Origin of the sequence: Blastococcus brunescens (assembly GCF_035320885.1) — a bacterium.
In the GTDB taxonomy this organism is placed as follows: domain Bacteria; phylum Actinomycetota; class Actinomycetes; order Mycobacteriales; family Geodermatophilaceae; genus Blastococcus_B; species Blastococcus_B brunescens.
This window is the reverse complement of record NZ_CP141261.1, coordinates 4,623,476-4,635,385: the sequence shown is the minus strand read 5'-3', so window position 1 is coordinate 4,635,385 and position 11,910 is coordinate 4,623,476. Positions and strand designations below refer to the sequence as shown.

Below are 11,910 nucleotides of genomic sequence, written 5' to 3'. Positions count from 1 at the left end.
CGGACGACGAGGCTCACGCGGTTCCCCGTGCGGCGGCGTCCGGGTCCAGCGCCTCGGCGGCCGCCACCACCCGGTGCAGCTCCGCTCCCCACGCCGTCGGCCAGCCGCCGGGCAGGGGCCGCCGGACGGCGCACTCTCCCGTCCGCACGTCCGTGTCCGCTCCGATGTACACCGTCGATGCATAGGCCCCCGACGCCACAGGCCGCAACCTGGCCGCTCGTCCGGTGAGGCGCAGCGGTCGGCCTCCGGTGGAGACGGGGCTCCGGCGCTGACCCCGCAGCTGCTGACCGGTCACCGCGTGCCCACCAGCGGCTCCTTGGAGGTGTTGGGGGAGCGACCCTAAGAGAACGACAGGGTGCTCGGCCGAATCTGCTTCATCAAGGAGGGCCAGCGCTACCCCGACCACTACCGGGTACGCGACGCCCTCGGCGCCGCGGCCACGGTCTTCCCCACTGGGACGCCGACCTGGCGCAGTCCCTCCTGGTCGACTTCGACCTGCCGGCGAAGCGGACGATCGAGAAGCTGTCCCGCGGCATGAACTCTGCTGTGGGCATCATCATCGGCCTGGCCTCGCGCGCACCAGTCACGCTCTTCGACGAGCCGTACCTGGGCCTGGATGCCGTCGCCCGTCAGCTGTTCTACGACCGCCTGCTCGCCGACTACGCGGAGAACCCGCGCACCGTCGTCCTGTCGACGCACCTGATCGAGGAGATCGCCAGCCTGCTCGAGCGGGTGCTGCTGATCGACCGCGGGCGGGTCCTCCTGGACGCGGACGCGGAGTCGCTGAGGGCAAGGCCCTCACGGTGACCGGACCGAAGGACCGGGTGGCCGCCTTCGCGGCACGGCACGAGGTGCTGCACACCGAGAGCATCGGCGGGCACAGCCGGTCGGTCGTCCAGCTCAGCGGGGGCGCAGACGCCGACGACGTCGCGGCAGCGGGCCTCTCCACCGAGCCCACCAGCCTCCAGCAACTCGTCGTCGCCATGAGCCTGCAGCCCACCCGGCCGGGTACGGCCGCTCCCTCCGTCGACCTCGAGGAGGTCCCCCGATGAACCGCGTTCTCGCCGCCGCCCGCATGCAGGTGGTGAACCCGGCCATGATCTTCGGCATCCCCTGGCTCGTCGTGGGCATCAGCTTCGCCATCAACGTGGCGGTGTGGGGCCTGGCCGAACTCCGGGACGAACCGGGGCCGGCTTCACCGGCGGTGTCCTAGCGCTGTACGTCACGGTCAGCGTCGTGTTCGTCCAGGCGGTCACGCAGTTGCTCCCGTTCGCCATGGGGTGAGCCTCAGCCGCCACACCTACTGGCTCGGCGTCGCGCTGGTCGGCGTCGTGTCGGCGCTGGGATACGGCGTCACACTGGCCGCCCTCGACGCGCTCGGGGACGCGACCGACGGCTGGGGCGTGGGGCTGGCATTCTGGGCGCCGCAGCCGATGCAGGCCGGCAGCTTCTTCCTGCAGGTGCTGGTGTCGGGCACACCGATGCTGGCCTTCATCTTCTCCGGCATCGGGATCGGGGTGGTGTTCAAGCGCTGGGGGCGAACGGCGTCTGGGGCCTGGTGATCCTGTCGGTCGTCGTCCTCGGTGGGCTCGCCGTCCTGATCACCGGCCTGCAGGCGTGGCCGGCGGTCGGCGGCTGCCTCGCCGACCAGTCGCTCCTGACCCTCGCCGTGGGGCTCCCCTGGTGATCGGTCTCGCAGCGGCCGCCCTGTCCTTCGTCGGGATCCGCCGCGTCGTCACCTGATCACGACCTCACCAGGCCCCCGCTCCGTCGTCCGGCGGAGCGGGGCCTGCTGGCTCTACGGTGCTCCTGTGCGAAGCCGGCACGGCGACCGCCTGACGATCGTGACCGCGTCCTGCCTGTCGATCGGTCAACGGCTTCCGGGACGGGCTCTCGGTGGAACTCCGTGACGCGGACGGCGCCGGCCACCAGCGCCCGGGATCGATCCCGTGCGTCCGGCGCCCGAACGCCGCTTCCGGACTGCCGGCGACCGAGACCGTATGACGCTTCCTCGCCGCCATTCGACAGCCGTAGTTCGTGATCGATCAGCAAGGACTCAGCACGCACGAAGGGGCCCCAGCATGGATGCTGGGGCCCCTTCGGGAATGGTTGTCCGGCGGCGTCCTACTCTCCCACCCCGTCTCCAGGGCAGTACCATCGGCGCTGAGAGGCTTAGCTTCCGGGTTCGGAATGTTGCCGGGCGTTTCCCTCTCGCCATGGCCGCCGTAACTCTGTGAACATATCAACGCACCTCCGGTGGGGAACCGGAAGAACGCTGCCGACCACACCTCCGGTGGGGAACCGGAGTGGTCGTGCGTTCAGAACCGCACAGTGGACGCGAAGCAATCTTCGTAAACGACTCTGACCAGTGTTCCCGCACCCCCGGTCGAAGACAGAGGGAGGTGTGTGTGGTCAAGCCCTCGGCCTGTTAGTACCGGTCAGCTGCACACCTCGCGGTGCTTCCACTTCCGGCCTATCAACCCGCTGGTCTGGGCGGGGCCTTACCCGGTTGACCCGGTGAGAGACCTCATCTTGAAGCGAGCTTCCCGCTTAGATGCTTTCAGCGGTTATCCCTGCCGAACGTAGCTAACCAGCAGTGCACCTGGCGGTACAACTGGCACACCAGAGGTTCGTCCGTCCCGGTCCTCTCGTACTAGGGACAGCTCTTCTCAAGTCTCTTACGCGCACGGCGGATAGGGACCGAACTGTCTCACGACGTTCTAAACCCAGCTCGCGTACCGCTTTAATGGGCGAACAGCCCAACCCTTGGGACCTACTCCAGCCCCAGGATGCGACGAGCCGACATCGAGGTGCCAAACCATCCCGTCGATATGGACTCTTGGGGAAGATCAGCCTGTTATCCCCGGGGTACCTTTTATCCGTTGAGCGACACCGCTTCCACATGCCGGTGCCGGGTCACTAGTCCCAGCTTTCGCTCCTGCTCGACCCGTCGGTCTCACAGTCAAGCTCCCTTGTGCACTTGCACTCGACACCTGATTGCCAACCAGGCTGAGGGAACCTTTGGGCGCCTCCGTTACATTTTGGGAGGCAACCGCCCCAGTTAAACTACCCACCTGACACTGTCCCTGATCCGGATCACGGACCGAGGTTAGACATCCAATTCGACCAGAGTGGTATTTCAACGGCGACTCCACGAACACTGGCGTGCCCGCTTCACAGTCTCCCACCTATCCTACACAAGCCGAACCGAACACCAATATCAAGCTATAGTAAAGGTCCCGGGGTCTTTCCGTCCTGCCGCGCGTAACGAGCATCTTTACTCGTAGTGCAATTTCGCCGAGCCTGTGGTTGAGACAGCTGAGAAGTCGTTACGCCATTCGTGCAGGTCGGAACTTACCCGACAAGGAATTTCGCTACCTTAGGATGGTTATAGTTACCACCGCCGTTTACTGGCGCTTGAGTTCTGAGCTTCGCCCCGAAGGACTAACCCGTCCCCTTAACGTTCCAGCACCGGGCAGGCGTCAGTCCGTATACATCGTCTTACGACTTCGCACGGACCTGTGTTTTTAGTAAACAGTCGCTTCTCACTGGTCTCTGCGGCCACCCCCGCTGCCCACCGTCAAGGTGTTGACAGGAAGTGGCCCCCTTCTCCCGAAGTTACGGGGGCATTTTGCCGAGTTCCTTAACCACAGTTCGCTCGATCGCCTCGGTATTCTCTACCTGACCACCTGAGTTGGTTTGGGGTACGGGCCGCTCGGAACTCGCTAGAGGCTTTTCTCGGCAGCATAGGATCATCCAATTCGCCTCATTCGGCTATGCGTCAGGTCTCACCCTCGTGCGACGCGGATTTACCTACGTCGCGGGCCACACCCTTGCCCCGGTACTACCACTCACCGGTAGAACTACCTTCCTGCGTCACCCCATCGCTTGCCTACTACCAGTCCGGGTCCCGCGCTAGAACCCACGCCTCACCTCGAAAGGATCGGTCACGGGCGTTCGGGCGGTTAGCATCGCTGGGTTCAGCATGGGCGTTCCTTCGCGGGTACGGGAATATCAACCCGTTGTCCATCGACTACGCCTGTCGGCCTCGCCTTAGGTCCCGACTCACCCTGGGCGGATTAGCCTGGCCCAGGAACCCTTGGTCTTCCGGCGGGGAGGTTCTCACTCCCCTCTCGCTACTCATGCCTGCATTCTCACTCGCGTGGCGTCCACGGCTGGATCACTCCGCCGCTTCCACCGCCACACGACGCTCCCTACCCATCCACACACCTGGCCGCCGGCTCGAGGCCGGCGACAGGCTGTTGCATGAATGCCACGGCTTCGGCGGTGTGCTTGAGCCCCGCTACATTGTCGGCGCGGAATCACTTGACCAGTGAGCTATTACGCACTCTTTCAAGGATGGCTGCTTCTAAGCCAACCTCCTGGTTGTCTCTGCGACTCCACATCCTTTTCCACTTAGCACACGCTTAGGGGCCTTAGCCGATGATCTGGGCTGTTTCCCTCTCGACTACGAACCTTATCGCCCGCAGTCTCACTGCCACGCTCTCACTTACCGGCATTCGGAGTTTGGTTGACGTCAGTAACCTTGTGGGGCCCCTCAGCCATCCAGTGCTCTACCTCCGGCAAGAAACACGTGACGCTGCACCTAAATGCATTTCGGGGAGAACCAGCTATCACCGAGTTTGATTGGCCTTTCACCCCTACCCACAGCTCATCCCCCAGGTTTTCAACCCTGGTGGGTTCGGTCCTCCACGCGGTCTTACCCGCGCTTCAACCTGGCCATGGGTAGATCACTCGGCTTCGGGTCTAGGGCACGCGACTGACTCGCCCTGTTCGGACTCGCTTTCGCTACGGCTACCCCACACGGGTTAACCTCGCCACGTACCACTAACTCGCAGGCTCATTCTTCAAAAGGCACGCAATCACCCCCATCGCACGAAGCGACATAAGGCTCTCACGGCTTGTAGGCACACGGTTTCAGGTACTATTTCACTCCCTCCCGGGGTACTTTTCACCTTTCCCTCACGGTACTTGTCCGCTATCGGTCACCAGGAGTATTCAGGCTTAGCGGGTGGTCCCGCCAGATTCACACCGAATTTCACGGGCTCGGTGCTACTTGGGAACACGCCCAAGGGAGACAACGCGTTTTCGTGTACGGGGCTCTCACCCTCTACGGCGACCCCTTCCAGAGGCCTTCCACTAACGACGCTGTTTTCTCACTCCCCGAGTGCTCGGCAGAACACTCCAGACGGTCCCACGACCCCGACCACACAACGCCTGCCGGCTATCACATGCGATCGGTTTAGCCTCATCCGCTTTCGCTCGCCACTACTCACGGAATCACGGTTGTTTTCTCTTCCTGTGGGTACTGAGATGTTTCACTTCCCCACGTTCCCTCCACACGCCCTATGTGTTCAGGCGCGGGTCACACCACATGACTGGTGCGGGGTTCCCCATTCGGAAATCCTCGGATCAACGCTCGGTTGACAGCTCCCCGAGGCTTATCGCAGCCTCCTACGTCCTTCATCGGCTCCTGGTGCCAAGGCATCCACCGTGCGCCCTTAACAACTTGGCCACACAAAAATCCCACCCACCATTGCCCCGGAAGGAACAAAGACGGGCGGGCCTACAAGAACTCTGCTAATCAGAGTCAAAAGATGCTCGCGTCCACTGTGCAGTTCTCAACGTACGACCAGACACCGATCACCCCCACCCCACCAGACCCACCACCCCACAGGGCGACGACGGTATGAGATGCAGACCGGCCCCGACATGAGCAAACGGTCGCCCGCTCCCTCAGGACCCAACAGCGCGCCTACGACCCCCGCACTCCACGCGATCCACTTCCACACGCCACCGAAGCGACGCCGTACTGAGGACCGACCGAAGCCGGCGGCCGAACTGGTCAGCGTTCCACCCTCGAGCACCACCCCAGAAACACCCGACCCATCGGTAGTGACGGGCCATCGCGTCCTGGGCGCGGCTCTGGACCACCCTCACGAGGAGAGCGGCCAGTGCTCCTTAGAAAGGAGGTGATCCAGCCGCACCTTCCGGTACGGCTACCTTGTTACGACTTCGTCCCAATCGCCGATCCCGCCTTCGACGGCTCCCTCCACAAGGGTTGGGCCACCGGCTTCGGGCGTTACCGACTTTCGTGACGTGACGGGCGGTGTGTACAAGGCCCGGGAACGTATTCACCGCAGCGTTGCTGATCTGCGATTACTAGCGACTCCAACTTCATGGGGTCGAGTTGCAGACCCCAATCCGAACTGAGACCGGCTTTTGGGATTCGCTCCACCTCACGGTATCGCAGCCCTTTGTACCGGCCATTGTAGCATGTTTGCAGCCCTAGACATAAGGGGCATGATGATTTGACGTCATCCCCACCTTCCTCCGAGTTGACCCCGGCAGTCTCCTATGAGTCCCCACCATCACGTGCTGGCAACATAGGACGAGGGTTGCGCTCGTTGCGGGACTTAACCCAACATCTCACGACACGAGCTGACGACAACCATGCACCACCTGTGCACGACCCTTACGGACCCACCATCTCTGGAGGATTTCCGTGCATGTCAAGCCTAGGTAAGGTTCTTCGCGTTGCATCGAATTAAGCAACATGCTCCGCCGCTTGTGCGGGCCCCCGTCAATTCCTTTGAGTTTTAGCCTTGCGGCCGTACTCCCCAGGCGGGGCGCTTAATGCGTTAGCTGCGGCACGGAACTCGTGGAATGAGCCCCACACCTAGCGCCCAACGTTTACGGCGTGGACTACCAGGGTATCTAATCCTGTTCGCTCCCCACGCTTTCGCTCCTCAGCGTCAGTTGTTGCCCAGAGACCCGCCTTCGCCACCGGTGTTCCTCCTGATATCTGCGCATTTCACCGCTACACCAGGAATTCCAGTCTCCCCTGCAACACTCTAGTTTGCTCGTATCGACTGCAGACCCGAGGTTGAGCCTCGGGATTTCACAGCCGACGCAACAAACCGCCTACGAGCTCTTTACGCCCAATAATTCCGGACAACGCTTGCACCCTACGTATTACCGCGGCTGCTGGCACGTAGTTGGCCGGTGCTTCTTCTGTAGGTACCGTCACTTCCGCTTCGTCCCTACTGAAAGAGGTTTACAACCCGAAGGCCGTCATCCCCCACGCGGCGTCGCTGCGTCAGGCTTCCGCCCATTGCGCAATATTCCCCACTGCTGCCTCCCGTAGGAGTCTGGGCCGTGTCTCAGTCCCAGTGTGGCCGGTCACCCTCTCAGGCCGGCTACCCGTCGTCGCCTTGGTAGGCCACTACCCCACCAACAAGCTGATAGGCCGCGGGCCCATCCCCAGCCGATAAATCTTTCCACCACCAGACCATGCGGTCAGCAGTCATATCCGGTATTAGCCCCAATTTCTTGGAGTTATCCCAGAGCTGAGGGCAGGTTGCCCACGTGTTACTCACCCGTTCGCCACTGATCCCCCGCAAGCGGAGTTCACCGTTCGACTTGCATGTGTTAAGCACGCCGCCAGCGTTCGTCCTGAGCCAGGATCAAACTCTCCGTAGATGAATTTGAACCAGCTGAGAACCGCGAGCTGACACTCGCGATATCAATCAACCAAAGGAATCCCAAACCAGAACCCGAAGGGCCCCGGCACGGGGTAATACTTGGCACTGACTTTCGGCACGCTGTTGAGTTCTCAAAGAGCGGACGCGCAACAACTCCACCCTCACGGGCTTCCCTGCTGGCTGGATGTCCAACACTACGCCGGTTTCCAGCCCCCGCCACAGCGGGGCACCTGGACCGGCGGACCTCCCGGTCCGCGCGGCGCATGGAGAACCATACACGGTCTTCAGGGCCCCTTGCAGGGGGTCCCGGCCCTTCAGGAGGCTCGCCCTGGGCGTGCGAGCAACAAGGGGTGGGGTCGCCCCTGCCCGTGTCAGGCGGGGATGCTGGGTTCCCTCACGCGACGCCGGTCGGCCGGAACTGCACGCTGACCCGAGGCCCCACGGGCTTCGTCGTCTTGGGGATGCAGTGCTCCCAGGTGCGCTGGCACGAGCCGCCCATGACCACCAGGTCGCCGTGCCCCAGCGGGAAGCGCAGACTCTGCCCGCCCTTCGCCGGGCGCAGCAGCAGTGGGCGAGGGGAACCGAACGACACGATCGCGACCATCGTGTCCGTGGAGCGGCCGCGGCCGAGGCGATCCCCGTGCCACGCGACGCTGTCGCGCCCGTCCCGGTACAGGCACATGCCGGCGCTGACGAAACGGTCGGCGGGCTCGACCCCGTAGTACCGGTTCAGCGCGTCGCGGGCCTCGGTCAGCAACGGGTGCGGCAGCGTCTCCCTGCCGCTGTACCAGCGCAACAGGCGCGGGACAGCCACCTCCCGCTCGTACATCTGGCGGCGGTCCTCCCGCCAGCCGATGTCGCCCAGCAGCACCTCCAGCACCTCGTCCGAGCCGGCGACCCAGCCGGGCAGGTGGTCGACCCATGCCCCGTCGCTGAGCTCGTGCCGTCTGACGTGGCCGGCCAGTGGCCCGAGCGTGGCTTCCTCGGCCAGGTCCCACATGGAGGGCTGACTCGGCCCCGCCCAGAGGCCCGGCCTCGTGCCGAGGCTCACCGCGAGCTCGCGAGGGGTGCGGAGGACGGGATCCTTCTCCGAGTGCCGAGGGGGCGGGGTCCTTGCCCATGGGGGCACGTTACTCCGACTTTCGCACAGGTGTGCGAAAGGCTGTGGATACGGCCTCTCTGCAGGGTCCTGCGCCGAGCGTGCGAGGCGTGGGGGCAGAAGAGGACCCCGTCCTCCTCGGGACGGGGCCGTCAGGCGGTGAGGGCCAGGGCGAAGGGCAGCACCCCGGCCGCCCCGCGCGGCGGAGCTCGCGCCCCGCCACGGTCATGGTCCAGCGGGAGTCGGCGAGATCGTCCACGAGCAGGATCGGCGCGGACCCGGCCTGGGTCAGGCCGTCGCGCAGCTCCGGTCCGACGACGATGCGGTCCCACACGGCCGCCAGCCGGAAGGCGCTGTTCCCGCCGGGCTGACCGGTCGGTCCACCGTGCTGGAGCGTCATCTCCCCAGGTAGGGCAGGCGCCCCAGGCGGGCCAGCCCCTGCGCGAGCCCGGTCACCAACTGCGGCCGGCGGCGGGAGGGGATGGCAACGACCGCACCCGGCCGCTCCTTCCAGTCCCAGGACCCGAGCACCCGTGCGCACGCCCGGATGAGCTCGTCGTCCGGGGGTAGATCGGAGATCGACCGCTTCACGGGTACGTCGAACGCGGCGTCCGGGTCCTCCTCGATGCTGGGGGCCTCCAGGTCGACGACGCCGCCGAGACCGTCGTCCCCGAGCAGCGTCCGCAGCCGCTGTCCCCAGCCGAGGTCGGTCAGCCGGGCGACCGCCCGGCCCGTCTCGACCTGGTCAGCGGCCGCGATCTTGCCCTTGACGTCGACACCCAGCCGGTCGGCGCCGGTGGGCCACTGCGCCCGGGGCGCCAGCTCCACCCCGGCCGGTCGAGCGCGGCTGACGCCGCTTCCGCCGCGGCCTCGGGGACGTCGGCCGAGTACCAGGGACCGGCGCACACGTCGCAGCGCCCGCACGGCGCCGCCGTCGGGTCGTCGAGAGCCTCCTGCAGGAAGGCCATCCGGCACATCGCCTCGTCCACCGGCCTGGCGTAGGCGATCATCGACCGCTGCTCCGCCTCGCGGGTGCGCGTGACGCGGGCGTAGCGGTCGGCGTCGTAGACCCACGGCTGCCCGGTGGAGCGCCACCCGCCCTGGACCCGCTCCACCGCGCCGTCGACGGCGAGGACCTTGAGCAGCAGCTCGAGGCGGGACCGCCGGACGTCGGCCACCGTCTCCAGACGGGCCACCGACCAGGCCTTGCCGTCGGCCATCGCCGTCAGCACCGCGGCCGCATGGTCCTCCCGCGGCATCGACGAGGTCGCGAACCACTGCCAGATCGCCAGGTCCTCGGGGCCGGGGAGCAACAGGACGTCGGCGTGCTCGACGGCGCGGCCGGCGCGGCCCACCTGCTGGTAGTAGCTGACCGGCGACGACGGTGCACCGAGGTGGACGACGAAGCCGAGGTCGGGCTTGTCGAAGCCCATGCCGAGCGCCGAGGTGGCCACCAGCGCCTTCACCTCGTTGTTGCGCAGCGCCTCCTCGGCGTCCTTGCGGTCGGCGTCGTCGAGCCGGCCGGTGTACGCCCGCACCTCGTGGCCGGCGCCGCGCAGCAGCGCGGCGGTCTCCTCCGCAGCCGCGACGGTCAGCGTGTAGACGATGCCACTGCCCGGCAGGTCGCCGAGGTGCGCGGACAGCCACGCCAGTCGGGCACGGTCGGAGGGGAGCCGGAGGACGCCGAGCCGCAACGAGTCACGGGAGAGCGGGCCCCTGACCGTCGTCACCTCCACGCCTCCGGAGCCCAGCTGCTCGGCGACGTCCGCGACGACGCGCTCGTTCGCGGTCGCGGTGGTCGCGAGCACCGGCGTCCCGGCCGGGAGCGTGCCCAGCAGATCGCGGATGCGGCGGTAGTCGGGGCGGAAGTCGTGCCCCCAGTCGGAGACGCAGTGCGCCTCGTCGACGACGACCAGGCCACACCGGGCGACCAGCCCCGGGAGCTGCTCCTCGCGGAAGCGCGGGTTGGTCAACCGCTCGGGTGAGACCAGCAGGACGTCGACGTCGTCGGCGGCGAGGCGAGCGGCGATGTCGTCCCACTCGGTCATGTTGGCGCTGGAGATCTCCACGGCGCGGATGCCCGCACGCGCGGCGGCGGTCACCTGGTCGCGCATCAGCGCCAGCAGAGGGCTGACGAGCAGGGTCGGACCCTTGCCGCGGCGACGGAGCAGCGCGGTGGAGACGAAGTAGACAGCCGACTTGCCCCAGCCGGTGCGCTGGACGACCAGCGCCCGCTGGGAGCGTTCGACGAGCGCCGACACCGCGGCGTCCTGCCCCTCGCGGAAGACGGCGTCGGGGCGACCGGTCAGCTCGCGGAGGATGGCGAGCGCCTCGTCAGCGATCTCGGACGGCGGCGCAGCGGTGGTCATGCCCCGACAGTAGGCACCGTGGACGACGGAACCGACCTCCCGGCGGCAGCTGTGGAGGAGAGGGGAGAATCCACAGCGATGCGATCCCAGGAGGGCCTGCCGCCCGACAACCACGTCCACACCCACTGGTCCTGGGACACCGCCGACTCCTCGACGATGCGCCGGGCCTGCGAGCGCGCGGTCGCACTGGGCCTGCCGGCCATCGCCTTCACCGAGCACCTGGACTTCACCGTCTGGGACCCCGACGACCGCGCGACCGACGAGGGCCTGGTCGACCGGCACGCGTCCCGGCACGCCGAGATCGACGTGGCGGGCTACTTCGCCGAGCTGGCCGAGGTGCGCGACCGGTTCCCGGAACTGCGCATCTGGTCGGGCGTCGAGACCGGCGAGCCGCACCTGTTCTCGGCCAGCGTGGCCGCCTACCTGCGCGACGCCCCGGTGGACCGGGTCCTCGGCTCGCTGCACTCGCTGTCGAAGGACGGTCGCCTCTACGGCGTCGGCCACCTGCTCTGGGACGACGCCGACGCCACGATGCGCCGCTACCTCGGCGAACTGGTGGACATGATCGAGACCAGTGACGTCTTCCAGGTGCTCGCGCACGTCGACTTCCCGCGGCGCTACTGGCCGGGAGGAACCCAGCGCTACGTGGAGAAGACGTTCGAGGAGGAGTACCGCGCGGTGTTCCGCGCGCTGGCCTCCTCCGGTCGCGCTCTCGAGATCAACACGAGCAGCCCGCTGGCCTCGGTCGACCAGATCCGCTGGTTCCACGAGGAGGGCGGCGACGCGGTGAGCTTCGGGAGCGACGCGCACCAGCCGGCCGCCGTCGGCCAGCAGTTCCGACTGGCCGTCGACATCGTCGAGGCAGCCGGTTTCCGCCCCGGTCGCGATCCGTTCGACTTCTGGCGGCGCTGAGCTCGACCGGAACAAGTACTTCACC

At 66.3% G+C, this 11,910-nt stretch carries 11 protein-coding genes and 3 rRNA genes; 7 read left to right on the top strand and 7 right to left on the bottom strand.

The annotated features are described in order from the left end of the window. Positions 1-13: 13 nt before the first annotated feature. Positions 14-172: a hypothetical protein gene (locus U6N30_RS31175; protein ID WP_324275335.1), complete on the bottom strand. Its 159-nt coding sequence runs from the start codon at positions 170-172 to the stop codon at positions 14-16. Between the two features lie 183 nt (positions 173-355). On the opposite strand from U6N30_RS31175, the gene U6N30_RS31170 reads away from it, so the two are divergent. The 6 genes from U6N30_RS31170 (at position 356) to U6N30_RS31145 (ending at position 1,687) form a co-directional block, all read left to right on the top strand. After that, on the top strand, positions 356-538 hold the full coding sequence (locus U6N30_RS31170) for a hypothetical protein (RefSeq protein WP_324275334.1): 183 nt from the start codon (positions 356-358) through the stop codon (positions 536-538). After that, positions 466-807, top strand: coding sequence for an AAA family ATPase (locus tag U6N30_RS31165; protein ID WP_479690632.1), 342 nt, complete (start codon positions 466-468; stop codon positions 805-807). The genes U6N30_RS31170 and U6N30_RS31165 overlap by 73 nt, the downstream gene beginning before the upstream one ends. Beyond that, a complete protein-coding gene (locus U6N30_RS31160; protein WP_324275332.1) occupies positions 804-1,052 on the top strand; it encodes a hypothetical protein in 249 nt (82 codons plus the stop codon). The genes U6N30_RS31165 and U6N30_RS31160 overlap by 4 nt, the downstream gene beginning before the upstream one ends. Beyond that, complete coding sequence (locus tag U6N30_RS31155) at positions 1,049-1,213, top strand: hypothetical protein (protein WP_324275331.1); 165 nt, start codon at positions 1,049-1,051, stop codon at positions 1,211-1,213. The genes U6N30_RS31160 and U6N30_RS31155 overlap by 4 nt, the downstream gene beginning before the upstream one ends. Before the next feature lie 67 nt (positions 1,214-1,280). Further along, positions 1,281-1,562, top strand: coding sequence for a hypothetical protein (locus U6N30_RS31150; protein ID WP_324275330.1), 282 nt, complete (start codon positions 1,281-1,283; stop codon positions 1,560-1,562). Further along, positions 1,559-1,687 (top strand): hypothetical protein, encoded by a 129-nt coding sequence (locus U6N30_RS31145; RefSeq protein WP_324275329.1) that lies wholly within the window; start codon positions 1,559-1,561, stop codon positions 1,685-1,687. Before U6N30_RS31150 ends, U6N30_RS31145 begins: the two co-directional genes overlap by 4 nt. A 424-nt stretch (positions 1,688-2,111) precedes the next feature. Here U6N30_RS31145 and rrf read toward each other — a convergent pair. The 6 genes from rrf to U6N30_RS31115 all read right to left on the bottom strand — a co-directional run bounded on the left by rrf (position 2,112) and on the right by U6N30_RS31115 (position 10,973). Further along, positions 2,112-2,228 (bottom strand): 5S ribosomal RNA (gene rrf / locus U6N30_RS31140). A 180-nt stretch (positions 2,229-2,408) separates the two neighbouring features. After that, positions 2,409-5,536, bottom strand: a 23S ribosomal RNA gene (locus tag U6N30_RS31135). 450 nt (positions 5,537-5,986) lie between these two features. Beyond that, positions 5,987-7,503: ribosomal RNA gene (locus tag U6N30_RS31130) — 16S ribosomal RNA — on the bottom strand. The 16S, 23S and 5S rRNA genes sit together here, the layout of an rRNA operon. Before the next feature lie 396 nt (positions 7,504-7,899). Further along, positions 7,900-8,556: an alpha-ketoglutarate-dependent dioxygenase AlkB gene (locus U6N30_RS31125; RefSeq protein ID WP_324275328.1), complete on the bottom strand. Its 657-nt coding sequence runs from the start codon at positions 8,554-8,556 to the stop codon at positions 7,900-7,902. Between the two features lie 444 nt (positions 8,557-9,000). Beyond that, on the bottom strand, positions 9,001-9,432 hold the full coding sequence (locus U6N30_RS31120) for a hypothetical protein (RefSeq protein WP_324275327.1): 432 nt from the start codon (positions 9,430-9,432) through the stop codon (positions 9,001-9,003). After that, positions 9,315-10,973, bottom strand: a complete 1,659-nt coding sequence (locus U6N30_RS31115; RefSeq protein ID WP_324275326.1) for a RecQ family ATP-dependent DNA helicase — start codon at positions 10,971-10,973, stop codon at positions 9,315-9,317. The genes U6N30_RS31120 and U6N30_RS31115 overlap by 118 nt, the downstream gene beginning before the upstream one ends. Before the next feature lie 78 nt (positions 10,974-11,051). Here U6N30_RS31115 and U6N30_RS31110 point away from each other — a divergent pair, with 78 nt between their 5' ends. Then, on the top strand, positions 11,052-11,885 hold the full coding sequence (locus tag U6N30_RS31110; protein ID WP_324275325.1) for a histidinol-phosphatase HisJ family protein: 834 nt from the start codon (positions 11,052-11,054) through the stop codon (positions 11,883-11,885). Positions 11,886-11,910 lie beyond the last annotated feature (25 nt).

Bases quoted from the DNA above. Each gene is read 5' to 3' on its own strand.
- U6N30_RS31115 (WP_324275326.1), bottom strand. From the start codon at position 10,973: ATGACCACCGCTGCGCCGCCGTCCGAGATCGCTGACGAGGCGCTCGCC.
- U6N30_RS31110 (WP_324275325.1), top strand. From the start codon at position 11,052: ATGCGATCCCAGGAGGGCCTGCCGCCCGACAACCACGTCCACACCCAC.
- U6N30_RS31155 (WP_324275331.1), top strand. From the start codon at position 1,049: ATGAACCGCGTTCTCGCCGCCGCCCGCATGCAGGTGGTGAACCCGGCC.